Annotated in this window: 26 protein-coding genes; 13 read left to right on the top strand and 13 right to left on the bottom strand. The window is 62.8% G+C overall.

Annotated features, from left to right (window positions below; all coding sequences use genetic code 11):
• The first annotated feature begins 19 nt into the window (after positions 1 to 19).
• The 5 genes from urtB (at position 20) to CKW35_RS17160 (ending at position 4,832) form a co-directional block, all read left to right on the top strand.
• The gene (gene urtB, locus CKW35_RS17180) at positions 20 to 1,507 is read left to right on the top strand and encodes an urea ABC transporter permease subunit UrtB (protein WP_016489399.1); all 1,488 of its coding nucleotides are present in this window, start codon (positions 20 to 22) and stop codon (positions 1,505 to 1,507) included.
• On the top strand, positions 1,507 to 2,586 hold the full coding sequence (gene urtC / locus CKW35_RS17175; protein ID WP_016489400.1) for an urea ABC transporter permease subunit UrtC: 1,080 nt from the start codon (positions 1,507 to 1,509) through the stop codon (positions 2,584 to 2,586). The genes urtB and urtC overlap by 1 nt, the downstream gene beginning before the upstream one ends.
• A complete protein-coding gene (urtD, locus tag CKW35_RS17170; RefSeq protein WP_095116467.1) occupies positions 2,583 to 3,440 on the top strand; it encodes an urea ABC transporter ATP-binding protein UrtD in 858 nt (285 codons plus the stop codon). Before urtC ends, urtD begins: the two co-directional genes overlap by 4 nt.
• A gap of 146 nt (positions 3,441 to 3,586) precedes the next feature.
• On the top strand, positions 3,587 to 4,285 hold the full coding sequence (gene urtE, locus CKW35_RS17165) for an urea ABC transporter ATP-binding subunit UrtE (protein ID WP_023046921.1): 699 nt from the start codon (positions 3,587 to 3,589) through the stop codon (positions 4,283 to 4,285).
• Positions 4,286 to 4,316: 31 nt separating this feature from the next.
• Positions 4,317 to 4,832: a GNAT family N-acetyltransferase gene (locus CKW35_RS17160; RefSeq protein ID WP_016489403.1), complete on the top strand. Its 516-nt coding sequence runs from the start codon at positions 4,317 to 4,319 to the stop codon at positions 4,830 to 4,832.
• Between the two features lie 132 nt (positions 4,833 to 4,964).
• On the opposite strand, the gene CKW35_RS17155 is transcribed toward CKW35_RS17160, so the two are convergent.
• Together CKW35_RS17155 and cbpA are read right to left on the bottom strand one after the other, a co-directional pair.
• Positions 4,965 to 5,270 (bottom strand): chaperone modulator CbpM, encoded by a 306-nt coding sequence (locus CKW35_RS17155; protein WP_016489404.1) that lies wholly within the window; start codon positions 5,268 to 5,270, stop codon positions 4,965 to 4,967.
• A 2-nt stretch (positions 5,271 to 5,272) separates the two neighbouring features.
• Positions 5,273 to 6,226, bottom strand: coding sequence for a curved DNA-binding protein (gene cbpA / locus CKW35_RS17150; RefSeq protein WP_016489405.1), 954 nt, complete (start codon positions 6,224 to 6,226; stop codon positions 5,273 to 5,275).
• A 164-nt stretch (positions 6,227 to 6,390) separates the two neighbouring features.
• On the opposite strand from cbpA, the gene CKW35_RS17145 reads away from it, so the two are divergent.
• A complete protein-coding gene (locus tag CKW35_RS17145) occupies positions 6,391 to 7,662 on the top strand; it encodes an Hsp70 family protein (protein WP_016489406.1) in 1,272 nt (423 codons plus the stop codon).
• Between the two features lie 36 nt (positions 7,663 to 7,698).
• On the opposite strand, the gene CKW35_RS17140 is transcribed toward CKW35_RS17145, so the two are convergent.
• The 3 genes from CKW35_RS17140 to CKW35_RS17130 form a co-directional block, all read right to left on the bottom strand.
• The gene (locus CKW35_RS17140) at positions 7,699 to 8,706 is read right to left on the bottom strand and encodes an AI-2E family transporter (RefSeq protein ID WP_023046919.1); all 1,008 of its coding nucleotides are present in this window, start codon (positions 8,704 to 8,706) and stop codon (positions 7,699 to 7,701) included.
• A gap of 70 nt (positions 8,707 to 8,776) precedes the next feature.
• On the bottom strand, positions 8,777 to 9,064 hold the full coding sequence (locus tag CKW35_RS17135; protein ID WP_016489408.1) for a PsiF family protein: 288 nt from the start codon (positions 9,062 to 9,064) through the stop codon (positions 8,777 to 8,779).
• Between the two features lie 63 nt (positions 9,065 to 9,127).
• The gene (locus tag CKW35_RS17130) at positions 9,128 to 9,916 is read right to left on the bottom strand and encodes a helix-turn-helix transcriptional regulator (protein WP_095116465.1); all 789 of its coding nucleotides are present in this window, start codon (positions 9,914 to 9,916) and stop codon (positions 9,128 to 9,130) included.
• A gap of 226 nt (positions 9,917 to 10,142) precedes the next feature.
• Between CKW35_RS17130 and CKW35_RS17125 the strand changes: the two genes are divergently transcribed.
• On the top strand, positions 10,143 to 11,015 hold the full coding sequence (locus tag CKW35_RS17125) for a DMT family transporter (protein ID WP_016489410.1): 873 nt from the start codon (positions 10,143 to 10,145) through the stop codon (positions 11,013 to 11,015).
• Here CKW35_RS17125 and CKW35_RS17120 read toward each other — a convergent pair.
• Positions 11,012 to 11,902, bottom strand: coding sequence for a triacylglycerol lipase (locus tag CKW35_RS17120; protein ID WP_016489411.1), 891 nt, complete (start codon positions 11,900 to 11,902; stop codon positions 11,012 to 11,014). The genes CKW35_RS17125 and CKW35_RS17120 overlap by 4 nt on opposite strands.
• A 123-nt stretch (positions 11,903 to 12,025) precedes the next feature.
• On the opposite strand from CKW35_RS17120, the gene osmE reads away from it, so the two are divergent.
• On the top strand, positions 12,026 to 12,367 hold the full coding sequence (gene osmE / locus CKW35_RS17115; protein WP_016489412.1) for an osmotically-inducible lipoprotein OsmE: 342 nt from the start codon (positions 12,026 to 12,028) through the stop codon (positions 12,365 to 12,367).
• 42 nt (positions 12,368 to 12,409) lie between these two features.
• On the top strand, positions 12,410 to 12,940 hold the full coding sequence (locus tag CKW35_RS17110) for a bacterioferritin (RefSeq protein WP_016489413.1): 531 nt from the start codon (positions 12,410 to 12,412) through the stop codon (positions 12,938 to 12,940).
• Positions 12,941 to 13,051: 111 nt separating this feature from the next.
• Here CKW35_RS17110 and CKW35_RS17105 read toward each other — a convergent pair whose 3' ends face one another.
• A complete protein-coding gene (locus CKW35_RS17105) occupies positions 13,052 to 15,118 on the bottom strand; it encodes an AsmA family protein (protein WP_095116463.1) in 2,067 nt (688 codons plus the stop codon).
• 340 nt (positions 15,119 to 15,458) lie between these two features.
• Between CKW35_RS17105 and CKW35_RS17100 the strand changes: the two genes are divergently transcribed.
• The 3 genes from CKW35_RS17100 to CKW35_RS17090 all read left to right on the top strand — a co-directional run bounded on the left by CKW35_RS17100 (position 15,459) and on the right by CKW35_RS17090 (position 17,720).
• The gene (locus CKW35_RS17100) at positions 15,459 to 15,821 is read left to right on the top strand and encodes a hypothetical protein (RefSeq protein WP_016489415.1); all 363 of its coding nucleotides are present in this window, start codon (positions 15,459 to 15,461) and stop codon (positions 15,819 to 15,821) included.
• Between the two features lie 122 nt (positions 15,822 to 15,943).
• Positions 15,944 to 16,579: a TetR family transcriptional regulator gene (locus CKW35_RS17095; RefSeq protein WP_095116461.1), complete on the top strand. Its 636-nt coding sequence runs from the start codon at positions 15,944 to 15,946 to the stop codon at positions 16,577 to 16,579.
• Positions 16,580 to 16,622: 43 nt separating this feature from the next.
• Entirely contained in the window at positions 16,623 to 17,720 is a 1,098-nt protein-coding gene (locus CKW35_RS17090; protein ID WP_095116459.1) for an AGE family epimerase/isomerase, read from the top strand.
• Positions 17,721 to 17,838: 118 nt separating this feature from the next.
• Here the strand turns inward: CKW35_RS17090 and CKW35_RS17085 are convergent, their stop codons facing one another.
• From CKW35_RS17085 to CKW35_RS17060, 6 genes are all read right to left on the bottom strand, one after another.
• The gene (locus CKW35_RS17085; protein ID WP_016489418.1) at positions 17,839 to 18,606 is read right to left on the bottom strand and encodes an SDR family oxidoreductase; all 768 of its coding nucleotides are present in this window, start codon (positions 18,604 to 18,606) and stop codon (positions 17,839 to 17,841) included.
• A gap of 594 nt (positions 18,607 to 19,200) precedes the next feature.
• Entirely contained in the window at positions 19,201 to 19,917 is a 717-nt protein-coding gene (locus CKW35_RS17080) for an ABC transporter ATP-binding protein (RefSeq protein WP_016489419.1), read from the bottom strand.
• Positions 19,914 to 20,789: an ATP-binding cassette domain-containing protein gene (locus tag CKW35_RS17075; RefSeq protein WP_016489420.1), complete on the bottom strand. Its 876-nt coding sequence runs from the start codon at positions 20,787 to 20,789 to the stop codon at positions 19,914 to 19,916. Before CKW35_RS17075 ends, CKW35_RS17080 begins: the two co-directional genes overlap by 4 nt.
• Positions 20,786 to 22,087 carry a high-affinity branched-chain amino acid ABC transporter permease LivM gene (gene livM / locus CKW35_RS17070; protein ID WP_095116457.1) on the bottom strand — a complete coding sequence of 434 codons (1,302 nt, stop codon included), beginning with the start codon at positions 22,085 to 22,087 and terminating at the stop codon, positions 20,786 to 20,788. Before livM ends, CKW35_RS17075 begins: the two co-directional genes overlap by 4 nt.
• A 2-nt stretch (positions 22,088 to 22,089) precedes the next feature.
• Positions 22,090 to 23,004 (bottom strand): branched-chain amino acid ABC transporter permease, encoded by a 915-nt coding sequence (locus CKW35_RS17065; RefSeq protein WP_016489422.1) that lies wholly within the window; start codon positions 23,002 to 23,004, stop codon positions 22,090 to 22,092.
• Positions 23,005 to 23,158: 154 nt separating this feature from the next.
• On the bottom strand, positions 23,159 to 24,295 hold the full coding sequence (locus CKW35_RS17060) for a branched-chain amino acid ABC transporter substrate-binding protein (RefSeq protein ID WP_095116455.1): 1,137 nt from the start codon (positions 24,293 to 24,295) through the stop codon (positions 23,159 to 23,161).
• Positions 24,296 to 24,764: 469 nt separating this feature from the next.
• Here CKW35_RS17060 and pncB point away from each other — a divergent pair, with 469 nt between their 5' ends.
• Positions 24,765 to 25,970 (top strand): nicotinate phosphoribosyltransferase, encoded by a 1,206-nt coding sequence (gene pncB, locus CKW35_RS17055; protein ID WP_095116453.1) that lies wholly within the window; start codon positions 24,765 to 24,767, stop codon positions 25,968 to 25,970.
• Positions 25,971 to 25,973: the final 3 nt, after the last annotated feature.

Here is a 25,973-nt window from a genome sequence, read left to right as displayed (position 1 = left end):
GTATTCCAGGATTGCCCGCATGCTCAGAATGCTGCTCACCCTGCTTCTGCTACTCCCCATGGCCACCCAGGCCAGCGAGGGCGAATTCTTCCTCACTGCCAAGCCCGCCGAGCAGGCTCGCCTGCTCGAAAGCTGGGCGGCGCAACCCGATGCCGCGCGCGTGCCGCTGCTGGACAACCTGCGCCAGGGCCGCATTGGCACTGACGACACCCGCAAGGTACGCCTGAACAACCGCCTGCGCGGCCTGATCGACAACGCCCTGGCCAGCCACCAGTTGCTCAGCGACAACAGCGAAACGCGCCTGGCCGCCGCCCAACAACTGCAAAAAAGCGCACAACCCGCGCAAATGGCCTTCCTCGACCGGCGCTTCGCCAGCGAGCCGGATGCCGCCGTACACGCCGCCATCGGCCTGGCCCTGGCCAACCTGCAACTGGGCGCCAGCGAACCGGCAGTACGCCTGGCCGCCGTGCGCCTGTTGGGCGAAACCGGTGACCCGGTGGCCCGCACCCGCCTTGAAGCGCTGCTGCAACCCGACGCAGAAGCCGACCCGGGCGTGCGTACTGCTGCCGAGACCAGCCTGGCCCAGGTCAAGCGCAAGCTGCTGGTCGGCGAACTGCTCGGCCAGGCGTTCAGTGGCCTGTCGCTGGGCTCGATCCTGCTGCTGGCGGCACTGGGCCTTGCGATCACCTTCGGCCTGCTCGGGGTGATCAACATGGCCCACGGCGAGATGCTGATGCTCGGCGCCTACAGCACCTACATGGTCCAGGTGCTGGTGCAGCGCTACGCCCCGGGCGCTATCGAGTTCTACCCGCTGATTGCCCTGCCGGTAGCCTTCGCGGTCAGTGCCGGCGTGGGCATGGCGCTGGAGCGCACGGTCATTCGCCACCTTTACGGCCGCCCATTGGAAACCCTGCTGGCCACCTGGGGCATCAGCCTGATCCTGATTCAGGCCATCCGCCTGCTGTTCGGCGCGCAAAACGTCGAGGTCAGCAACCCGGCGTGGCTGTCGGGCGGTATCCAGCTGCTGCCTAACCTGGTACTGCCCTACAACCGCCTGGTCATCATCGGCTTCGCCCTCGCCGTGGTGCTGCTCACCTGGCTGCTGCTCAACCGTACGCGGCTGGGCCTGAACGTGCGCGCGGTCACCCAGAACCGCAACATGGCCGCCTGCTGCGGCGTGTCCACCGGGCGCGTCGACATGCTCGCCTTCGGCTTGGGCTCTGGCATCGCCGGGCTCGGCGGCGTGGCACTGAGCCAGGTCGGCAACGTCGGCCCGGACCTGGGCCAGAGCTACATCATCGACTCGTTCCTGGTGGTGGTGCTGGGTGGCGTCGGGCAACTGGCAGGCAGCCTCTGGGCCGCATTCGGCCTTGGCATCGCCAACAAATTGCTGGAGCCGCAGATCGGTGCCGTGCTCGGCAAGATACTCATCCTTGCGTTGATCATTCTGTTCATCCAGAAGCGCCCGCAAGGCCTGTTCGCCCTCAAGGGACGGGTAATCGACTGATGAACCAGCCACTGCTTGTCACCGCTACGCAAAAGGCCGGGCCACGCCTGACCCTGGCCATCGGCGCCATCGTCGTCCTGTTGTTGCTGGCCCTGCCGCTGCTGTCCCTGCTGCCGGCGGATCACGTGCTACAGGTATCGGCCTACACCCTGACCCTGGTCGGCAAGATCCTCTGCTACGCCATCGTCGCCCTGGCCCTGGACCTGGTCTGGGGCTATGCCGGCCTGCTGTCGCTGGGTCACGGCCTGTTCTTCGCCTTGGGCGGCTACGCCATGGGCATGTACCTGATGCGCCAGGCGGCCGGTGATGGCCTGCCGGGGTTCATGACCTTCCTGTCATGGACCGAGCTGCCGTGGTACTGGGCCGGTACCCAGCATTTCGCCTGGGCGCTGTGCCTGGTGGTGCTGGCGCCTGGGCTGCTGGCACTGGTGTTCGGCTGGTTCGCCTTCCGCTCGCGGATCAAGGGCGTGTACTTCTCGATCATGACCCAGGCCCTGACCTTCGCCGGCATGTTGCTGTTCTTCCGCAACGAAACCGGCTTTGGCGGCAACAACGGTTTCACCAGCTTCCGCACCATCCTGGGCTTCGACATTGCCGCCCAAGGGACCCGCGCGGTGCTGTTCCTGCTCACCGTCGGCCTGCTGCTGGCCAGCCTGTACCTGTGCTGGCGCCTGACCCGCAGCAAGTTCGGCCGCCTGCTCACCGCCGTGCGCGACGCCGAGAACCGCCTGATGTTCTGCGGTTACGACCCGCGCGGCTTCAAGTTGCTGGTGTGGGTGCTAAGCGCCGTACTCTGCGGCCTGGCGGGCGCGTTGTATGTGCCGCAGGTGGGCATCATCAACCCCAGCGAAATGTCGCCGACCAACTCCATCGAAGCCGCCGTGTGGGTGGCCTTGGGCGGGCGCGGCACGCTGATCGGCCCGCTGCTCGGCGCCGGCCTGGTCAATGGCATGAAGAGCTGGTTCACCGTGGCCTTCCCGGAGTTCTGGCTGTTCTTCCTGGGCGCGCTGTTCATCCTCGTCACCCTGTACCTGCCCAAGGGCGTGGTCGGCTTGTTGAAAAAAAGGAGTCAGCCATGAGAGGCGTGCCCCCTGCTCACCCCGAATTCATGCTTGAACCGATCTTCGACAACCTCGGGGCCGGCCGCGATGCCATTGGCCTGGGCAGCCGCCGCGAGGCGGGCCTGGACACCCGCCACGGCACGGTGCTGAGCCTGGAGGACATCAGCGTCAGCTTCGATGGTTTCAAGGCGCTCAACGGGCTGAACCTGTACATCGGCGTGGGCGAGCTGCGCTGCATCATCGGCCCCAACGGTGCCGGCAAGACCACGATGATGGACGTGATCACCGGCAAGACCCGCCCGGACACCGGTAGCGCCTTCTTTGGCGACACCCTCGACCTGGCGCGCATGAGCGAGTACCAGATCGCCCAGGCAGGTATTGGTCGCAAGTTCCAGAAGCCCACGGTGTTCGAGGCGTTGACGGTATACCAGAACCTGGAGCTGGCGCTGAAGACCGACAAGTCGGTATGGGCCAGCCTGGCGGCGCGCCTGGGCAGTGAGCAGCGCCAGCGCATCGAAGAAGTGCTGACCACCTTGCGCCTGCTGCCCCTGGCCCAGCGCCAGGCCGGCTTGCTGTCACACGGGCAAAAGCAGTTTCTGGAGATTGGCATGCTGCTGGTGCAGGAGCCGCAATTGCTGCTGCTGGATGAGCCGGTGGCCGGCATGACCGATGCCGAGACCGAATTTACCGCCGAGCTGTTCAAAGGCCTGGCTGGCAAGCATTCGCTGATGGTGGTGGAGCATGACATGGGCTTTGTGGGGAGCATTGCCGATCATGTGACCGTGCTGCACCAGGGCAGCGTGCTGGCAGAAGGGTCGCTGGAGCAGGTGCAGGCGGATGAGCGGGTGGTCGAGGTGTATCTGGGCCGATGATTCAAGCAGCCTGCACCGGCCCTTTCGCGGGACAAGCCCGCTCCCACAGGGAAATCACTCATTCCAAAACTGTGGTGAACCTGTGGGAGCGGGCTTGTCCCGCGAAAGGGCCGGTGCAGCCACAACAAAAACACCAAGGACATGACATGCTGAAAATCGACACCCTGCACCAATACTACGGCGGCAGCCACATCCTGCGTGGCCTGTCGTTCGAAGCCAAGGTCGGCGAAGTCACCTGCCTGCTGGGCCGCAACGGCGTGGGCAAGACCACCCTGCTGCGCTGCCTGATGGGCCTGGTACCCGCCCGTGACGGCAGCATCGAATGGGAGGGCAAGCCCATTACCCGCCTCAAGCCCCAGCAACGGGTGCAGGCCGGCATCGCCTACGTGCCCCAAGGCCGCGAAATTTTCCCGCGTCTCACCGTCGAGGAGAACCTGCTGATGGGGCTGTCACGCTTCCCGGCCCGTGAGGCGCGCGAAGTCCCCGCGTTCATCTACGAGCTGTTCCCGGTGCTGGAACAAATGAAACAGCGCCGTGGCGGCGACCTGTCTGGCGGCCAGCAGCAACAGCTGGCAATCGGCCGCGCCCTGGCCAGCCGCCCACGGCTGCTGATTCTCGACGAGCCGACCGAGGGCATCCAGCCCTCGGTAATCAAGGAAATCGGTGCCGTCATCCGCCGCCTGGCCGAGCGCGGCGACATGGCGATCCTGCTGGTGGAGCAGTTCTACGACTTTGCCGAGGAACTGGCCGACCAGTACCTGGTCATGGCCCGTGGCGAGATCGTGCAGCACGGCCGTGGCGAAAACATGCAAGCCGAAGGTGTGCGTGGCTTGGTAACCATTTAATCTGCAAGCAACGACCCTGCGAGACCCTGTCATGAGTTACCAAATCCGCGACGCCCTGCCCACCGACGTGCCGGGCATCCTCGACATCTATAACGACGCAGTGCGCAATACCACGGCGATCTGGAACGAAACCCCGGTGGACCTCGGCAACCGCCAGGCCTGGTTTGAAGCACGGGCGCAGCAGGGGTATCCGATACTGGTGGCGGTGGACGACAGTGGCGTGCTCGGTTATGCCTCGTTTGGCGACTGGCGGCCGTTCGAGGGCTTTCGCAACACCGTGGAGCACTCGGTGTATATCCGCGGCGACCAGCGTGGCAAAGGGCTGGGGCCGGTATTGATGGCAGCGCTGGTCGAGCGTGCGCGCGGGTGCGGCAAGCATGTGATGGTGGCAGCCATCGAGAGTGGCAACGCGGCGTCGGTGCGCCTGCATGAGCGGCTGGGCTTCGTGGTGACCGGGCAGATGCCGCAGGTGGGGGTGAAATTTGGCCGCTGGCTGGACCTGACCTTCATGCAACTGGTGCTGAACCCCGGAACCGAACCGACCTGAAATTGATGCCGGCTGAACCAGCCTCTTCGCGGGGCAAGCCCGCTCCCACAGATACCCCACTCGCTTGAGATTCAGCGGAGTACCTGTGGGAGCGGGCTTGTCCCGCGAAGAGGCTGGTGCAGGCAAACACACTCATATCTGGGTGAACCTGCCCAGCCGCTGGCGCAGCATGCTGTTTTCGCTGCGCAACTGCTGCACTTCCTGCAACAGCTCCAGCGCCAACGCCACCCCTTCCCACTCAAGCTCCAGCTCCTGGTGCAACTTCACCGCGCGTTTGGCCAACAACGGCGCCTGATCGTCGAACAACCAGTCCTCAGGCGTTCGCCCGGAGGGTTCGACAATGCCGTGTTCGACGATTTCGATCACGCAGTCAGCCGTGACATCGGCTTCCTGACACAGGGTACGCATGTCCAGTTGAACGATCAGGGTGCTGCTCATGATCACTTACTCCATTGTGTCCTCGGGTTGAACGCCGCTTTCTCGGAAAGCTTCGTCCACAGTTCGCGGGCAGCCTCATCGGAGGTCGGCGGCATGACCACTTTCAGTTGCGCGTATAGGTTGCCGCGCTCACCGCGCTTGTTCGCCAGGCCTTTGCCCGGCACGCGCAGGCGCTGACCGCTCTGGCTGTCGGGGCGGATGGTGAGGTTGATCTTGCCTTCCAGGGTCGGCACCGCCACCTTGGTGCCCAGGGCCGCCTCCCACGGTGCCAGCGGCACGGTAATGATCAGGTCATGGCCTTCGACATCGAACAGCGGGTGCGGTGCCATGCGGATGGTCAGGAACAGGTCGCCATTGGCCGCACCACCGCTGCCCGGCGCGCCCTGGCCCTTGAGGCGGATACGCTCGCCGTCGGTAACACCGGCCGGAATCTTCACGTTCAGGGTCTTGGTAGTGAAGCCGGTGCGTTGGCCCATGGCATTGGTTTGCGGCACCTGGAAGCTGATCTGCTTGGACTCCTTGCTCAGGGTCTCTTCAAGAAATACTGCCAGTTCCAGCTCCACATCCTGCCCTCGCCTGCCGGCACTGCGTTGCTGCTGCCGGGCGCCACCAAAGGGGTTGCCACCCCGCCCACCGAAGACCGAGCTGAAGAAGTCGGAGAAGTCGCCGCCCTCGAAGCCGCCGCCACCGCCGCGGCTCTCCCAGCCCGGGGGTGCCTGGAACGGTCGGCCATGTTGGCCGCCATACTTGCGAATTTCGTCGAACTCGGCACGTTTCTGCGCGTCGCCCAGCACTTCATAGGCCTCGTTGGCCTCTTTGAACTTGTCCTCGGCGTCGCGCTCCTTGCTGACATCGGGGTGATACTTGCGCGCCAGCTTGCGGTACGCGGCCTTGATCGCCTTTTCGTCCGCCGTGGGCTCTACGCCGAGTATCTTGTAATAGTCTTTGAAGTCCATTTGTGGATCACCAATGTGAATGTGCGTGTTGCAACAGAAGATAGGGGTCAAGCATAGCCTTTCAAGACCGACTTGGGTTTGCCTCAAGGCAGACGACTGGTCTTGATTCTGTAGCCAACTGGCATACACTGCGCGGCCGTTTTGCCTCCGGAAGCCCATTTCCCATGTCTGACGTATCCCCGGCCCGCGCCCTGGGCATCGACTTTGGCACCTCCAACTCCACGGTCGGCTGGCACCGCCCTGGCGTGGAGTCGCTGATTGCCCTGGAAGACGGCAAGATCACCTTGCCCTCGGTGGTGTTCTTCAATATCGAAGAGCGGCGCCCGGTGTATGGCCGCCTGGCACTGCACGAATACCTGGAAGGCTACGAAGGCCGCCTGATGCGCTCGCTGAAGAGCCTGCTGGGCTCCAAGCTGATCAAGCACGACACCAGCGTGCTGGGCAGCGCCCTGCCGTTCAAGGACCTGCTGGGCATGTTCATCGGCGAGCTGAAAAAGCGCGCCGAAACCGCCGCTGGCCGCGAGTTCGACCAGGTGGTTCTGGGCCGCCCGGTGTTCTTCGTCGACGAAGACCCGGCTGCCGACCAGGAAGCCGAGGACACCCTGGCCGACGTGGCGCGCAAGATCGGCTTCAAGGATGTGTCGTTCCAGTACGAGCCGATTGCCGCGGCCTTCGACTACGAGTCGGGCATCAGCCGTGAAGAACTGGTACTGATCGTCGACATCGGCGGCGGTACTTCGGACTTCACCCTGATCCGCCTGTCGCCCGAGCGCCACCTGGTCGCAGAGCGCCAAAGCGATATTCTCGCCACCGGCGGCGTGCACATCGGCGGTACCGATTTCGACAAGCAGCTAAGCCTGCAGGGCGTGATGCCGCTGTTCGGCTACGGTAGCCGCATGAAGAGCGGCGCACTGATGCCCACCAGCTACCACCTCAACCTGGCCACCTGGCACACCATCAACGCCCTGTACTCGCAGAAGTCGCAGTTGGCGCTGGGCAGCATGCGCTATGACATCGAGGACAGTTTCGGCATCGACCGCCTGTTCAAACTGATCGAGCAGCGCGCCGGGCACTGGCTGGCGATGGAAGTGGAAGCCAGCAAGATCGAGCTGACCGAACAGGACAGCCGCCACATCGACCTGCGCCGTGTCGAGCCCGAGCTGACTGCGCAGCTGACCCGAGCGTTGTTCGAAGACGCCATCGAAGGCCTGCTTGAGCGCGTACGCGGCAGCGTGACCGAACTGCTGGCCAAGGCTGGCGTGAGCGAGAGTCAGGTAGACACGGTGTTCTTCACGGGCGGCTCCAGCGGCATTCCGGCGCTGCGCAACAGTGTGTCGGCGATGCTGCCGAATGCGCGGCATGTGGAAGGCAACATCTTTGGCAGCATTGGTAGCGGGCTGGCCATCGAGGCCCGCAAGCGTTACGGCGCAGCCTGAGCTATTTTGGGGCCGCAACGCGGCCCCGACAATCTGTTAGACCAGCTCTTCGCGCTTAAGCTCACTCTTGAGGTAGGCATAGTAGATCGGCCCCGCCACCACCCCCGGCAGCCCGAACGCCGCCTCGAACACCAGCATCGCCAGCAGCAGTTCCCATGCCTTGGCGCTGATCTGCCCGCCAACAATCCGCGCGTTGAGGAAGTACTCGACCTTGTGGATAACGATCAGGTAACCCAGCGCCGCCGCCGCCACCCAGATCGACAACGACAAGCCGACGATGGTGATCAGGGTATTGGACATCAGGTTGCCGATCACCGGCAGCAAGCCCAGCAGGAAGGTCAGCACGATCAGCGTCTTGGTTAGCGGCAGGTGCACGCCGAACAGCGGCATCACCACCGCCAGGAAGATGCCGGTAAAGGCCGTGTTGAGCAGCGAGATCTTGATCTGCGCGAACACGATGTTGCGAAACGCCTTCACCAGCAGGTTCAGGCGCTCAAACAGCGCTGCCGCCAGGGGCTTGCGCCGGGAAACATCGGGAATACGCTGCAGGGCGATGATGGCGCCGAGAATCATGCCGATCAGCAGCGTCACGAACATGTGCGCCATGCCTTTGCCCACCAGCTGCAAATCGCTCAGGTGGCTTTTTATCCAGTCGCCGATGGCGACCTTGAACTCTGCGGCACTGGCGGGCAGGTAGCCCTCGATGAAGGGCGGCAGCTGACCGCGGGCACGCTCGACAAGGGCCATGAACTTGTCCAGCGAGGCGCCGGGGTTTTCCGCCTCGTGCAGCAAAAAGCTGAAGGCACCGGCAATGAGCAGCGTCAAGGTAATGACCACCAGCGTGCCAAGCAGCGCCACGGCCAGCCAGCGCGCACGCTGGCCGGCCAGCAGCGGCTGAAGGCGCGGGGTCAGCATGTTGACCAGTTCGAACACCAGCAGGCCAGCCAGCAGGCTGGGCAACAACTTAAGGGGCAAAGCCAGCAGCAGGCCGGCCATGACGATGAACAGGCTGGCCAGGGTGATCTGACGGGGGGTAAAGGTCATACAGCCTCGACGGCAGACAGCGGGAATGCCCGCAGTCTGCCAGCCTTGGCGGCGCAGGCATAGGCGCAGGTCATTTCTTCTTCAGGCAGTCGCTCATGTACGCCTTGCGCTCGTCACCCTTCAGGGCTTTGGTCGTGGCGTCGGCGTTGCAGGTCTTCATCTTCTCTTGCTGGGTGTGTGGCACGTCCTTCTTCAGGCAGGTGCTCATGAACGCTTTGCGCTCATCGCCCTTGAGGGCTTTGGTAGTAGCGTCGGCATTGCAGGTTTTCATTTTTTCCTGCTGCGCGGTATTGGCCGCGAAGCCTTGGGCACTGAACAACACTGCCAGCGCCAGTAATGGGATGTGCAGCACTTTCATGGAGTAGTCTCCTTGGCTCCGTGCCCGACGCACGGGGGTCGAGCTGAGTGTAGCCAAGATTTTTCAGCGCCCCGCCCGCGCCTGCCGGCGGTACTGCTCGGGCGTGCACTCGGCCTGGCGCTGGAACATGGCGATGAACGCCGAAGCGCTGCTGTAGCCAAGGTCGAAGGCAATGGCCTGAATGGGCAGGCCGGCCTCCAGCGCTTCGATGGCACGCAGAAAACGCAGGCGCAGGCGCCACTCGCCAAAACTGATGCCCAGTTCGCGCAGAAACTGGCGGGCCAGGGTGCGTTCGCTAACATGCACACGGGCGGCCCAGTCGGCCAGCGGGCGGTTGTCACCCGGCTCGGCACTGAGGGCGTCCAGTACCTGGCGCAGGCCATCGCTTTGGGCAAACGGCAGGTAGCAGGCCTGGGCGGGCGCCAGCAGCAACTGGTCGAGCAGTACCTGCACCAGGCGCTGGTCGCGCTCGTCCTCGGCCACCTTGAGGTCACGCCGGGCGAAGTCGCCGAGGATGGCCTTGAGGATATCGCTGATCATCAGGCTGCACGGTTGCGGTGGCAGGGCTGCGCACAGGCTGCGGTGTAGATAGATAGAGCGGTAGACGATGGCCTGGGGGTTGTAACAGCCATGCGCGGTATCGGGCGGTACCCAGACGGCGTAGTGCGGCGGAGACAGGAAACGCTGGCCGGCGACCTCCAGTTGCATCACGCCGTGGGCGGTGTAGTTCAGCTGGCCCCAGGCGTGTTTATGCACGGCGCTGTGGGTATCGGCAACGAACTCATCGTGTCGGAAGTACACCGGCGCCGGCAGTTGGGTGAATTGGGGTATATCGAGGTATTTGCGCGGCATGCTGTCTGCTTTGCGGGGTGGGTTGTCTGGATAAGAGTATAGGCTTGTGGACAGACACTCGATAATACAGGCCTATCGAAGGCCTGCCTTGCAGGCCTTCGCGGGCTTGCCCGCTCCCACAGGAACTGCGCCAGCCTCAAGGCCTGTGATATCCCTGTGGGAGCGGGCAAGCCCGCGAAGGCCTGCAAGGCAGCCCCAATCCAGGCCCCAATGAGTAACCCGCTACATGAATTACCTGTTCCCCCTCACCGCCATCCTCATCTGGGCCGGCAACACCGTGGTCACCAAGATGTCCGCCGGCGCCATCCACCCTGCCGAAATCGGCTTCTACCGCTGGCTGCTGGCCGGCTTGCTGTTCACGCCGTTCCTGCTGCCCGCCGTGTGGCGCAACCGCGCAGCCATCCGCCCACACCTGGGCAAGGTGTTCGTGCTGGGCGTGCTGGGCATGGCGATGTACCAGAGCCTGGCCTACTTTGCCGCCGGCATCACCAGCGCCACCAACATGGGGATCATCCTCTCGCTGATGCCACTGATGTCTCTGGCGCTGTCCATCGCCTGGCTGGGCCAGCGCCTGAGCTACGGTGCCCTGCTGGGTGCGGTGGTGTCATTCTTCGGCGTGCTGGAGGTGGTCAGTGCCGGTCACCCCGCGAGCCTGTTGCAGCAGGGCCTGAACAGCGGCGACTTGCTGATGCTGGTCGCCACCCTGGCCTATGCGCTGTACAGCTTCCTGTTGAAGAAATGGCAACTGCGCCTGCCACCCCTGCAGTTGCTGTATTTGCAGGTGCTGGTGGCAATCGTGGTGCTGCTGCCGCTGTTCCTGCTGTCGGACAAGACGGGCCTGAACAGCCGTAATATCGGCCTGGTGCTGTATGCCTGCGTGCTGGCCTCGATGATCGCGCCGCGGGTGTGGATGCAGGCCGTGCATCGCCTGGGGCCAAGCCGCACCACGCTATTCTTCAACCTGCTGCCCTTGGTCACCGCACTGATCGCCGCCGTGGTGCTCGATGAGCAACTGGCGCGCTATCACCTGGTCGGCGGCCTGCTGACCCTGGCCGGGGTAGTGCTGGCCGAGCGCTGGACCACCCCGATACGCCGCTAAAGCCCGGCAGCCTTCAGCCGGGCGGCATGTTCGGTGAACAACCGCACCGGCTCGGCGCCTTTGCCCACGGCGCCGAGAGACTGGTTGACGATATCCAGGTGATCGAGCGGGTAGTCGTCGCCGATCACCTGCCCCAGGTGCGAACTGAAACGCCCGACCATGCCGTCGCAATGCCCCTTTTCTTTGACGAAGCTGCGGGCAAACAGGCGGCAGAAGCGATTGCTGCCGTCAAAGCGGTTGCGACCCTGGTCGGTAAGGCCGGGCTGCAAGGTGCCAGACCACGAGTAATAACGCACACCATCGACTTCATAGGCCCCTTCCCCGCCCCAGGTCTGCGGCAGCCCTTGGGGATATGCCTGGTTGAACAGCGCCACCCCGGCAGTGGTCATCGACTGGTGCGAGGCGTGCAGGTCAACCGGCAGCGGGTCGCGGCGCCAGCCGGTTTCCAGCCACACCAGCAACACGGCAAGACCCTGCAACACAGCCTTGAGGATGCGCCCCTGGGGTGAATCGCCAGGCGCCGTGCGGTCCAGGTGGTCAGCCAGTTCCGAGCCGTGGTTGGGGCCGGCCACCGAGGTGACCGAAGCCACGCGCTCTGGCCGCCTGGCCGCTGCGTAGCGCGCGCTCAGGGCACCTTGGCTGTGGCCGATGAGGTTGACCTTTTCGGCACCGGTACGCGTGCAGATATCCTCGATGATCAGCAGCAACTGCTCGCCGCGCACCTCGCTGGAATGCAGCGGCGAAACCTGCACCGGGAACACCTGCGCCCCCCCCTTGCGCAAGGCTGGCACGATACCGAACCAGTAGGGGTAGAGCATTAGCCGGACAAAACCGAGCATGCCCGGCACCAGCACCAACGGGTATCGCGTGGCCAATTCCTGTTGCATTGCACCAGCCCCTTTCCGTGGACGACCGGTCAACACTACAGCGCCAATCATGACCATCGCAATCGAACTCCCGGCCCGCGCTGTGGTTCCAAACCACACAGACCCTTTGCAAGGAGCGGGACCATGTACAAGCAGACCCTGGCAATCCTTCTGGCAAGCGCCACCCTGGCCGCCTGTGGCAGCCGCCCGGAAAACCCGGCGGACTATGTCACCTACCGCGACGAGCCGCTGGTCAAGCAGGTGGAGCACGGCATGACCATGCAGAAGGTCATCGCCATCGGTGGCAGCCCATCGAATGTGATCGACCTGCCGCACGGGGGCACCTGCAACGACTACATTCTCAACCGCGACGGCAAACAACAGCCCTACTACGTGCGCTTCGACGCCACTGGCCACGTCGATGCCAAAGGGTTCAAGACTTGTAAACAACGCCAAGAGGACAGCGACGCCGTCCCCGGCGCGTGAGCCTGCGTCCCCACCCTGACCCTGATATGCCTGGAGATAACCATGAGCAACGTTGAACTGACCGATGTGAAAACCCTGCGCGAACGTGCCCGCCAGCATGTGGAGCAAGGCGCGGTGACCGAGGGCTACCACGCCGACCGTCAGGAAATCCTGCGCCTGCTGAACGAGTCGCTGGCCACCGAGCTGGTCTGCGTACTGCGCTACAAGCGCCACTACTTCATGGCAAGCGGCATCAAAGCCAGTGTGGCTGCCCAGGAATTTCTGGAGCATGCGAACCAGGAAGCCGAACATGCCGACAAGCTGGCCGAGCGCATCGTGCAGCTTGGCGGCGAGCCGGACTTCAACCCCGACAACCTGACCAAGAACTCCCATGCCCAGTACGTGGCGGGTAATTCGCTGAAGGAAATGGTGCTGGAAGACCTGGTGGCTGAGCGGATTGCCATTGATAGCTACCGCGAGATCATCCAGTACATCGGTGATAAAGACCCGACCACCCGACGCATCTTCGAAGACATCCTGGCCCAGGAAGAAGAGCACGCGGACGACATGTCCGACCTGCTGCAAGGGCTGTAATCGCAAGGGGCTGCTTTGCAGCCCATCGCGGCACAAGGCCGCTCCTACAGGGGAAAGCGATCCCTTGTAGGAGCGGCCTTGTGCCGCGATGGGCCGCAGAGCGGCCCCCTGCTATTTCCGACCTTTCACCACTGCCGGCGCCTTGCCCGCCTTCATCTGCTGCAACAGTGGCGTGCACTGGTTGGGGTCATCCCCGCTGCTGGGCGCAATCAGCGCCAGCAACCCCGCCGCCGGCCCGGCCACCACACCCAGCGCCACCATCCCCGCACCACGCAGTGCCAATGGGACCGCCTGCACCCCAGCACTCGGCTTGGCAAACGGCCCACGCACATACAGTGGCGAACGCAGCGAGAACAGCCGCAGGCCTTTCGATTCGGGGGTGATTTTCAAGTCCAGCTGCTCACTGCTGAAGTTGGCCGTACCGTTGATGTAGATGATCGCGTTCTCGGTATCGAAGATGAACAGACGGGTCGTTGCCAACCCCTCCTTGATACCCACATCCGCCGCCGCGCAATTGATCTTCACATCCTCATCACCGAACAGCTTGCCGATGACATAGTTGCCCACGTTCAAGCCGGCAATCTCCATCAGGCTGCGGCTGATCGCGCCATCGTTGACGAGCATGCGCAGGTCGCCATTGGCCGTACCCAACAGCGCCGCCACTGAATTACCACGGCCGCTGATGTCGGCATCGCCGTTCAACTCACCAAAGCTGGTCTGCATCGGCGCGAAAGTCGGGAACAGTTGCTTGAGCTTGAAGCCCCTGGCAGTCAGTTGGGCGCGGCCCTGCAAAGGCACGCTGCGACCGTCCAGGCGAATTCTGGAGGCCAGGTTGCCGCCGGCCACGCCGAAACGCAGGGGCTCCAGGCGCAACAGACCGTCTTCGAGAATCACGTGGGCCGAAAGGTCATTGAACGGCAGTTGCGTGCTGTGCACGATGCGCTTGCCGGCAAAGGTGACGTCGGCGTCCATCGCGCGCCAGCGCTCGGTGCGGAACTCTTCCACCGGCAGCACCTTGCCCGTTGGCTGCTTGCTGGCACCACCACGGGCCTTCTGCTCGGCGTTGGAATCGGCGCCGATCAGCGGCGCCAGGTCCTTGAACAGCAACTGGTTGGACACCAGGTTGCCGGACAGCTTGGGCCGTGGCTGGCTGGCGACGAAGGCCAGGTCACCGTGGATGTCGCTGTCACCGATCTTGCCATTGAAGCCCTGGTAGTTGAACGTCGCGCCTTGTGGCGCATGCAGGTTGGCGCTGAGGCGGCCGTCGGTCGAGTAGGCCGGGGTGTCCGGCAGGGTCACCCCGGTCAATGGGTAGAGGTTGCCCAGGCTGGCACCGGACAGGCGCAAGCGCAGGTCCAGGGCGCCGAGGTTGCGCGGGTCGGTCAGGGTGCCGGCGAGCACCACATGGGTGTCGGCGATGCGCACGTCGGCTTGCAGCGGAAACGGCTGGCGGGCGTCCTGCAGCGCCAGCAGGCCGCCGATCTTGCCGGTGCCGGACACCGGCTGATCCTTGTAGCGGCCTTGTGCCTTGAGCCCGAAGGCGTAGTCCTGTGCACCACCCGCCTTCTCGGCGCTGGCCTTGCCGACAATCTCGCTGAACGGGATCGGCTTGCCCAGCGGGTCAATCTGCACCTTCATGCTGGTTTTCAGGGTTTGATCGTCGAAGCTGACATTGCCCTGGTCGAAACCGATCGCACCAATATCCAGCTGCCATTTGGAAGGTTCGGCGTTTTCATCCTTGGGGCCGAAGTCGAACGTCCAGTTGGCACGGCCATCGGCCAGACGGGTAAGGCTGGCAGTGGGTTTGGTCAGGTCGATGCGCGGGATGCTGATCTGCTGGAACACCAGCGGCAGCGGCGCCAGGCGGAACTCCACGCGCTCCAGGCCGACCATCTTCGGCTCCTTGAGCCACTCCGGGTTGCCCAGGGTCAGGTCCTCGGCAATGAAATGCGGCCATGGCACCCAGGCACGCCAGCCACCCTCTTCAGGCTCGGTGCGCCAGTGAACGGCAAGGTTGCCGTTGATAGCGAAGGGCCGGTGCAGGGCCTCGGACACCTTTTCGTTGAGCAGGGGCTTTACGCGGTTCCAGTCGAAGGTGGCGATCAACACCACCAGAATCGCCAGCAGGGTAAGGAGGGTGGCGAGGGCCCAGAGGAGGATTCTGGCGGGACGCGTCATTGCGTGATTCTCCTTGCGGTATGGCACAAAACGGGTGCAGCGATGGCAGTCAATATGTCGGACTGTGGAAAACCCGTGGGGTTTTATCGAGAGCGGCATCATAGCGAAGTTTTCCTGGCCTTTTGCTCAGCAATACGTCGCGTCAGCCGCTGCCCGCTACCCGGCATCAGGACCTTCACGTCATCCTGCGCAGACCTGTAAAGCGCTTTCCAGAGCGGTTGCCGACCTCTATCAATGCGGTCGATTGTTACCATTACCCGTATGAACTTCTCTCTGGCGTTACCGAGCGTAGCATTGGCTCCGTACCCACTTTCCAGCCCCCGAGAGGAGCACCGAAATCATGAAACGCCACCTGCTGACCCTGACCCTGTCCATCCTGGCTGCCAACGCTTTCGCCCTGCCAGCCGACGAACAGCACCTGACCGCCGAATCCCGCTCCAGCGCTGCCGAAATCGCCCAGCCGCTGAAAACCGTTGCCGAAGGGGGTTCTGACCGCCTGATCGAACGCGCTGGCCGCGTAGCCGAAGGTGGTTCTGATCGCCTGATCGAACGCTCTGGCCGCGTAGCCGAAGGTGGCTCTGATCGCCTGATCGAACGCTCTGGCCGTGTAGCTGAAGGTGGTTCTGATCGCCTGATCGAACGCAGTGGCCGCGTTGCTGAAGGTGGCTCGGATCGCCTGGTTGAACTCAGCCGTGTGAGCTGATCACCATGGCCGAAAAGAACAACCTCTGTCACATCGCTTGCTCCCCTCCAGGCCCGGTCCATTGACCGGGCTTTGTTTTTTTATCTAGAGTGCCCAGCCTTACCGTCACAGAAGCCCGCATCATGCTGCCGCGCGCCGAACAGAAGCTACAGACCCGCCAGGCCCTGCTCGATGCCGCCTGCCTGCTCATGGAGAGTGGCCGTGGTTTCGGCAGTGTCAGCCTGCGCGAAGTGGCGAAGACCGCAGGCATCGTGCCGACCGGCTTCTACCGGCATTTTTCCGACATGGACGCCCTAGGCCTGGCGCTTGTGGCCGAAATCGATACCACCTTCCGCCAGACCATCCGCCTGGTGCGCCACAACGAATTCGAACTGGGCGGCATCACCGATGCTTCGGTGCGCATCTTCCTCGACGTGGTCGCCGCTCACCGCGCGCAGTTCCTGTTTCTGGCCCGCGAACAGTACGGGGGCTCACAAGCCGTCCGCCAGGCCATTGCCCGGCTGCGCCAGGACATAAGCGACGACCTTGCCACCGACCTGGCGCGCATGAAGCGCTGGCAGCACCTGGACAGCGCCGCGTTGGCGGTAATGGCCGACCTTGTGGTGAAGACCGTGTTCGCTACCCTGCCCGAGCTTATCGACAGCCCCGACTCAAGTTATCCACAAGCACTGACGGCGCAGGAAAAGATCACTCAGCAATTGCGCTTCATCTTTGTTGGCGCCCGGCACTGGCAAGGGCTGGGCAACCCACAACCGTAGTTCTGCTACCATTGCGCCCTGCCCGACAGCGACGAGCGCCGAAATGTCTGACCCCCGCCCCACCCTGCCTGAACTGGCCCGCTTCAACCAGCACTTCGCCGAATGCATCGTGCCGTTGTGGCAAGGCCCGGGCTGGAATGCCGACATGGCCCTGCCCTACGAGGCCCTGGACGCCCACCACCAGCCCTTGCCTGTGCAGCGCTATCGGGCAATGGCCTGCGCACGCCAGCTGTACCTGTTCAGCAGCCGTATCGGGCAACCGGGCGCGGCCGAGCGCGCAGCAGCGTTGTTCCGCTCGCTGCAAAAGCACTTCCACGACGCCGAGCACGGTGGCTGGTTCTACAGCATCGACGCCCAAGGCAAACCGCTGGACCGCCGCAAGGACCTGTACACCCACGCGTTCATCGTCTTTGCCTGCGCGCACTATTGGGGCAAGGTGCGCGAAAGCCTGGTGGAGTCCACCTTGAATGCCGCGCTGGACATCATCGACCAGCAGTTCGCCCGTGACGACGGCCTGTACGAAGCCAGCCTGGGCGAAGACTGGGCAGACCTCGCCAGCGGCCCGCTGCAGAACCCGCAGATGCACCTGGCCGAGGCGTTCCTGCAGGTGTTGGCAGTGCGTGACGATAGCCATACCCAGCAGTCGCTGCTGCAGTTGTGTGAAGCGCTGCAGGTTCACTTCATTGAACCAGCCCATGGCCTGATGCTGGAAAAGCCATGCGGGGCTGTGGATAACTGGTTCGAGCCGGGGCACCAGTTCGAGTGGTTCTACCTGCTGCACACCTCACCGCTGCTGCGTGACACGCCGCTGCATGCGTCCATTGACCGGGCGTTCGGCTTTGCCGAGCAGTTCGGGGTGAAGAACGGGGCAGTGCTGGCGATGCTGGATGTGGATGGCCAGGTGCTGGATGCCACACAACGGGTTTGGGCACAGGCGGAGTACCTGCGAGCGCTGGTGCTGCGTGCTGGCGGCGAGGCGAAGTTGCGGGAGCAGTTGCAGCTGCTGGAAGCGCAGTTCTTGCGGGAAGCGGGCTGGTATGAGTGCCGGGATGGTGCGGGCAACGTCAGCCGGCATGATATGCCTTCTACTACGCCCTATCATTTGGCGACCTGCCTGGAAGGGTTGCAGCGCCTGAGCTGACGCATTCGCGGGGCAAGCCCGCTCCCACAGGTACTGCACCGTCCTTAGGCTAGTGAATTACCTTGTGGGAGCGGGCTTGCCCCGCGAATGGGCCGCACAGCGGCCCCGGTGACTATTTTCAGCCCTTGACCGAACGGTCGATGGAGAACCCTGCCCAATCCTGGCTCACCGGCATCAGCTCCAGGCTGTTGATGTTGATATGCGCCGGCTGGTTGAGGATCCAGAAGATGGTCTCGGCAATGTCCTGCGGCTGGATCGGCTCGGCACCCGCGTAAGTGGCGTCGTACTTGGCCTGGTCGCCGCCGAAGCGCACCAGCGAAAACTCGCTCTCGCACAGCCCCGGCTCAATGTTGCTCACGCGCACGCCGGTCCCGCGCAAGTCGCAGCGCAGGCTCAGCGAGAACTGGCCGACGAAAGCCTTGGTGCCGCCATACACGTTGCTGCCCGGGTACGGGTAGTTGCCCGCCACAGAACCTACGTTGAGAATCGACGCGCCACGACCGTGGGCGATCAGCCGTGGCAACAGCAGGCGGGTGGTGTACATCAGGCCCTTGATGTTGGTGTCGACCATGGTCTCCCAGTCGTCCAGGCTGCAGTTCTGCGCCGCATCCACCCCCAGTGCCAGGCCGGCGTTGTTGACCAGGCCGCGAAGCTTCTCGAACCCGGTCGGCAAGCCGGCGATCGCCTGCTCCATGGCCTTGCGATCACGCACGTCAAGCACCAGGCCGTGCACCTCGGTCTTGGCCGACAGCTCAGCGCACAGGGCGTCCAGGCGCTCCTTGCGGCGGCCGGTGAGCACCAGCTTCCAGCCAGCGTCGGCAAAACGGCGGGCGGTGGCCTCGCCGAAACCGGAAGTGGCGCCAGTGATGAATACGGTGGACGTCATGCTCTGTTCCTCACGGTAGGTTGTCATCGGCAGCTTTGCAGCATGCCCGCGCCGCGCGCTGGCAGCAAGCCGTTCGGGGCGCTGTACATTTTTTGTTCATATCCGGCAAACCCTTGCGGCAGAAGGCTCGGCGCCAGCTATGCGCATGTTATCCACAAGGCTTTCCCCACGGATTGGGGGCAACTTGTCTACTGTGCGGAACCCTTTCAGCGATGCAGGGTCGGTGGATAGTTTTTTGGTGATGTTGCAAACCTTTCAAACATGCTGCCTGCAGCAGTCTGTCCAAGGTTTTCCCACAGAGTTATCCACAGCCTTGATGCTGGTTTCGAGGTGCTTTCGGATCTGTGAAAAACCTTGAAAAATCATCCACAGGAAGGATGTGATCAAAAAATGATCGCATCAATGCAGGGCCTGATATCAAAGGGCTGGAGCGAGATGCCACCATGTTTTCCACAGGCAGTTCCACATTATCCGTGGACAAGATCAAGCCTGTGGAAACAAGGGGTTGCGAGAGACTATCAGTGTGGATCGAGAGTATCGCGGGGTAAGTTGTCCACATTGGAAATGGGACTGCTTTGCAGCCCCGAATGTAACTCAGTGCCCGCCCAGATAGGCGTTGCGCACTTCCTCGTTGACCAGCAGCTCCTGCCCGGTGCCGGTCATGCGGATCTCCCCGTTGACCATCACATAGGCCCGGTCGGAGAGCTTCAGCGCATGGTTGGCGTTCTGCTCCACCAAAAAAATGGTCATCCCGGTCTTTGCCAGCTCACGCAGGGTCGAGAAGATCTGCTTGACCACGATCGGTGCCAGCCCCAACGAAGGCTCATCCAGCAACAGCAACTTGGGTCGGCTCATCAGCGCCCGGGCAATCGCCAGCATCTGCTGCTCCCCCCCGGACATGGTCATGGCTCGCTGGTTACGCCGCTCCTTCAACCGCGGGAACAGCTCGTACATGCGCTGCATGTCTTCATCAGCATGCTTGTCACCGATGGGGATGGTACCCATCATCAGGTTCTCCTCGACGGTCATGTCGGGGAACACCCGGCGCCCTTCCGGCGACTGTGCAATGCCGTTGGAAGCAATGTAGTGCGACGATTTGCGGGTAATGTCGGTGCCGCGATAGACGATATGCCCGGACGCTGCCCGCGGCTGCCCGAAGATCGACATCAGCAGGGTCGACTTGCCAGCACCGTTGGCACCGATCAGGCTCACCGTCTCGCCCTCGTTGATGTGCATCGAAACCTTTTTCAGCGCCTGGATTGGCCCGTAGAACACGTCCAGGTCCTTCAGTTCGAGAATGGGTGCACTCATACCAGTTCCTCTTCATCTGCACCCAGGTAGGCGGCGATCACCGTCGGGTTGTGGCGGATTTCCTGCGGTGCGCCTTCGGCAATCACGTTGCCGTGGTCCAGCACCACGATATGGTCGGAAATGCTCATGACCATGCCCATGTCGTGCTCGATCAGCACCACAGTGATGTCATGCTCGTCACGCAGCACTCGAATCATGCGGCTGAGGGCTTCGGTTTCCTGCGGGTTCAGGCCGGCCGCCGGTTCGTCCAGGCAGATGATCTTTGGCCGCGTGCACATGGCCCGGGCAATTTCCAGGCGGCGCTGCTGGCCGTACGACAGCTCGCCGGCCAGGCGGTTGGCACAATCGACCAGGTCGACCACTTCCAGCCAGTAGAACGCGTGGTCCAGCGCATCGCTCTCGGCTTTGCGGTAGGCCTTGGTGTTGAGCACCCCGGCCAGCAGGTTGCGGTTGACCCACATGTGCTGGGCCACCAGCAGGTTCTCCACCACCGACATTTCCTTGAACAGGCGAATGTTCTGGAAGGTGCGCGCCAGGCCTGCGCGGTTGACCAGGTGGGTACCGCCGAACATCTTGTAGTACAGGCGGTTGGCAAAGCGCGCCGGCGACACGAAGTCCGCCGCCTGGAAGCGCTCGCCAAGCAACTGGATGACGTTGGTGTGGCTGCCGCGCACGTTCAGCTCGATGCGCCCGCCACTGGCCTTGTAGAAGCCTGTCAGGCAGTTGAACACCGTGGTCTTGCCGGCGCCGTTGGGGCCGATCAGGGCGAAGATCTGGTTGCGCCGTACCTTCAGGCTGACATCACTCAGCGCCTTGATGCCACCGAACTGCATCATCAGGTTGTCGACCGAGAGAATGATATCGTCGCTCATGGCGCCACTCCTTTACGCGGGGTCACACCGGTACGGCTGATGCGGATCAGCCCACGCGGTCGCCAGATCATCATCAGCACCATCAGCACCCCGAACAGCAGCACCCGGTATTCGGAGAAGCTGCGCAGCAGTTCGGGCGCCACAGTCAGCACGAACGCCGCAATCACCACGCCCACGGTCGAGCCCATGCCACCCAGTACCACAATGGCGAGGATCAGCGCCGACTCGAAGAACGTGAAAGACGACGGGTTGACGAAGCCCTGGTAGGTGGCAAAAAACACACCGGCCAGGCCCGCAGTGGACGCCCCCAGGGTAAACGCCGAAAGCTTGACCAGTACGTGGTTCAGGCCCATCGAACGGCAGGCGATCTCGTCTTCGCGCAGCGCTTCCCACGCCCGGCCTACCGGCATGCGGGTCAGGCGGTGCTTGATGTACAGCACGGCCAGCACCACCAGGAACAGCACCGCGTAGATGAACACGAACTTGAGGTTGGCGTTGTAATCGAAGCCGAAGAACTCGTGGATCGGCGCCCCGCCATCCTTGGCCCGGCGGCCGAATTCCAGGCCGAAGAAGGTTGGCGAAGGCGCCGGCATGCCGTTGGGGCCACCGGTGAACGACAACCAGTTGTTCAGCACCAGACGGATGATCTCGCCAAAACCCAGGGTCACGATTGCCAGGTAGTCACCGTGCATTCGTAGCACCGGGAAGCCAAGTATGCACCCCGCCAGCGCTGCGGCGATGGCCGCCAAGGGCAGCACGCTCCAGAAGCCAAGGCCGAGGTACTGGTAACCCAAAGCAAGGCCGTAGGCGCCAATGGCATAGAACGCCACGTAGCCCAGGTCGAGCAGGCCGGCAAGGCCGACCACGATGTTCAGGCCAAGCCCCAGCAACACGTAGATCAGGCCGAGGATGACCACGGTCAGCAGGTACTTGTTGGCAAAGATCGGGAAGACGATGGCAATCACCACCAGCGCCGGGATGATGTAGCGCAGGCGCGACTTGTAGTCCGGCGCGTTCACATGCACGCCCGAGCCACCGCTGTCGAAGCCCTGGAGCATGCGCACGCCAGCGGCGCTCTGCAGGAACAGGCTGAGCAGGAAGCGCCCCACCATCACCCCGCCAACCAGCCAGGCTACGCGGCGCGGTTCGGCATTGAAGGTGTAGCCGTCGAGCACTACGCCCACGACCGGGCCAAACACAATGAGAGCCAGCAGGCCGGCGACAAGGGTCTCCAGCAGGCTGCGTTTAAGGTCGAAACCTTTGGTTTCGCTAACAGAGGCAGTTTTGGCAACGGACATGTTCACACCTTAGCCACGAGCGGGCGACCCAGCAGGCCTTGTGGGCGGAAGATAAGGATCATCACCAGCAGCGAGAAGCTGAACACGTCCTTGTAGTCGGAGTTGATCAGGCCAGAGAACAGCGACTCGGAAATCCCCAGGATGATGCCGCCGAGCATGGCGCCAGGCAGCGAGCCGATACCACCGAGCACTGCGGCGGTGAACGCCTTGATGCCGATGATGAAGCCAGCGTAGAAGTCGAAGGTGCCGTAGTTCATGGTGATCAGCACGCCCGCCAGAGCGGCCATGACTGCACCGATGACAAACACGTAGGAAATCACCCGGTCGGTGTTGATGCCCAGGATCGAAGCCATCTTGCGGTCTTGCTGGGTGGCACGGCACATGCGGCCGAGCTTGGTGTACTTGATCACGTAAGTGAGCAGGCCCATGCCCACGAAGGCAGCGATCAGGATGAATATCTTGGTGTAGGTCAGTTGCACGAAGCCGGTGCCGACTTCGACACGCAAGGCCCCTTCAAGCAAGGTCGGCACGCCTTGCTGGCGGGCACCCTGGCTGATCTGTGCGTAGTTCTGCAGGATCAGCGAGATGCCGATGGCACTGATCAACGGCGCCAGGCGGGTGGAGTTACGCAGGGGCTTGTAGGCGATGCGTTCGATGGTGAACCCATAAACGCCCGTGACGACGACGGTGAACAAGAGCGTGCCCAACATCAGTAGCGGGAACGACTCGACGCCGAAATAGGCCAGCAATGCCAGGCTGATTGCCGCGAGGTACGCGGAAATCATATACACCTCGCCGTGCGCGAAGTTGATCATGCCGATGATGCCATAGACCATTGTGTAGCCGATGGCGATCAGGCCATAGACCGACCCGAGGGTCAGGCCGTTGACCAGTTGCTGCAGGAAAATACCATCCATAACGCAATCTCACCTGATTGAGATTGCACGAGCGCCGACCACGGCGCGGGCCACCGGTGCGGGGCCCTCGCAGCGCAGAACTGTGCAGATCTACGAATAAAGACAGGTACCGCGGGGCTTGGGCCCGAGCATCAGCCCGGGCCATGGGCCGTTATTATTTTTGTTTTTCCAGCTGGTGGTATTTACCGTCTTTGTCCCATTGGTAGACCACGTAGTCGGACACGGTCAGGTCACCCTTTCTGTCCCACTTCTTCTCGCCCATGACGGTCTTGACGGAGTTGGCTTTCAGCCACTTGGCCGCGTCTTCGCCCTTGTTCGACTTGGCGCCGTTGAACGCAGCGGCCAAGGCTTCCAGCGAGGCGTAGGCGTAGAGGGTGTAGCCTTCAGGTTCGGTACCGGCCTTGCGGAACTCCTCCACCACCGCTTTGCTGTCTGGCAGCAGGCGCGGGTCGGCACCAAAGGTCATGTACACGCCATCGACGTATTGCGCGCCGCCAGCGGTGGACACCAGTTCGTCGGTGACGATGCCATCATCGGACATGAACTTGACGTCCTTCAGGCCCTGCTCGCGCAACTGGCGTACCAGCGGGCCAGCCTCTGGGTGCAGGCCGCCGAAGTAGACCACATCGGCACCGGTGGAGCGGATCTTGGTAACCACGGCGCTGAAGTCTTTTTCGCCACGGGTAAGGCCTTCGTACAGCACAGGCTTCACGCCGCGTTTCTCCAGCTGCGCCTTGGTCGCGTCGGCCAGGCCCTGGCCGTAAGTGTCCTTGTCGTGCAGCACCGCGACTTTCTTGCCCTTGAGCACATCGACGATGTAGTCGCCGGCGACAATGCCCTGCTGGTCGTCCCGGCCGCACATGCGGAACATGGCGCTGAGGCCGCGTTCGGTCACCTGTGGGTTGGTCGAGCCCGGGGTAATGGCGATGATGCCCGCTTCGTCATACACCTCAGACGCCGGAATGGTGTTGGAAGAACAGAAGTGGCCCACTACGCCGATCACCTTGTCCTGATCGGCCAGGCGGTTGGCCACAGCCACGGCCTGCTTTGGTTCGCAGGCGTCATCGCCCGCCACCAGTACGATTTTCTCGCCGTTGACGCCACCGGCTGCGTTGATCTTGTCGGCCGCTGCCTGCGCACCTTTCATGTACTGCTCGCCAAACGCCGCGTTAGCCCCGGTCATCGGACCCGCTACACCGATCTTGACGTCGGCCTGAACATACGAAGAAACACCCAGGGCCGTAGCTACGGCCAGTGCCAGGAAACCTTTCTTGTAAAACGTCTGCGACATGAGGTGGTGCTCCTAGAGTTTTTTTTGGTTGGCACTACAACTTCTCAACCCTGTGCTCAGAGCAAGGGCCGTGCCATCGGTTTTGTCTTCCGGGAAAACACACCGCGCAGGTGCACTGCAGGCGACCGACGGCCTTTTCTTTATTGAGCGTGCAACCGTCTGCTGCGCGGCAGGCGCCACCACACGTACAGACAAGGAGCAACCGCCATGTGCCATCATTGCAACCCTGGCAAGTGTTTACGTGCAACCGCCCTGTAACAGCGGACGTCACCGAAGTGCACACCGCTGGTGCGCGACTGCTACAGGCGGCACCGTTTCAAGGCTAGCCGGTGCACGGAAAAACACCTCTGTTTTGGCAGATACGCAGCCCTTTGGGAGCCGGTTCACCCGCGAAGAGGCCAGCCCAGACACATCAAGGCCCAAAAGGCTGGCACAATGTCGGCCATTCGCCGCTTCCGGAGCCCCCTTGATGAGCGAAAGCGCATTCGCCGAGCGCATCGTGTACAACCTGCTCGACACCGACTTCTACAAACTCACCATGATGCAGGGCGTGCTGCACAATTACCCGGACGCCGACGTCGAATGGGAATTCCGCTGCCGCAACGGCGAGGACCTGCGCCCTTACCTGGGCGAGATCCGCAACCAGCTCGAACTGCTCAGCGACCTCACCCTGGATGATGGCCAACTGGCCTTTCTTGAACGCATCAGTTTCCTCAAGCCCGACTTCCTGCGTTTTCTGCGCCTGTTCCGCTTCAACCTGCGTTACGTGCGCGTCGGCGTTGAAAACGACCAGCTGTTCCTGCGCCTGAAAGGCCCATGGCTGCATGTGATCCTGTTCGAAGTGCCGCTGCTGGCCATCATCAGCGAAGTGCGCAACCGCCATCTGCACCCGCATATGCGCCTGGCCGAAGCGCGCGACCAGCTGTACCGCAAGTTCGACTGGCTGCGTGCGCATGCCAGTGATGACGAACTGGCCGAACTGCAGGTCGCCGACTTCGGCACCCGTCGGCGCTTTTCCAGCCGCGTGCAGGAAGAAGTGGTTCGCGTGCTGCGCGATGACTTCCCCGCCCGCTTCGTCGGCACCAGCAACGTCGACCTGGCATGGAAACTGGATGTCAAGCCGCTGGGCACCATGGCCCATGAATGGTTCATGGCCCACCAGCAGCTCGGCCCACGGCTGATCGACAGCCAGATCGCCGCACTGGACTGCTGGGTACGCGAGTACCGCGGCCTGCTTGGCATCGCCCTGACCGACTGCATCACCATGGATGCCTTCCTCGGCGATTTCGACCTGTACTTCGCCAAGCTGTTCGATGGCCTGCGCCACGATTCGGGCGAGCCAATCGCCTGGGCAGAAAAGGCCATAGCCCATTACCAGAAACTGGGGATCGACCCGATGACCAAGACCCTGGTGTTTTCCGACGGCCTCAACCTGACCCGCTCGCTGGAGATTTTCCGTGCCCTGCGCGGTCGCATCAACGTCAGCTTTGGCATTGGCACCAACCTGACATGCGACATACCGGGTGTGGCCCCAATGAGCATCGTGCTTAAAATGACCGACTGCAACGGCGCGCCAGTGGCCAAGATCTCGGATGAATCAGCCAAGACCCAGTGCCGTGACGAAAACTTCGTCGCCTACATGCGTCACGTATTCAAAGTCCCCAGCAAGGAGTAACCC

This window comes from Pseudomonas sp. Irchel 3F3, assembly GCF_900187545.1.
Taxonomy (GTDB): domain Bacteria; phylum Pseudomonadota; class Gammaproteobacteria; order Pseudomonadales; family Pseudomonadaceae; genus Aquipseudomonas; species Aquipseudomonas fortuita.
This window is presented reverse-complemented; position numbering and strand designations above follow the sequence as displayed.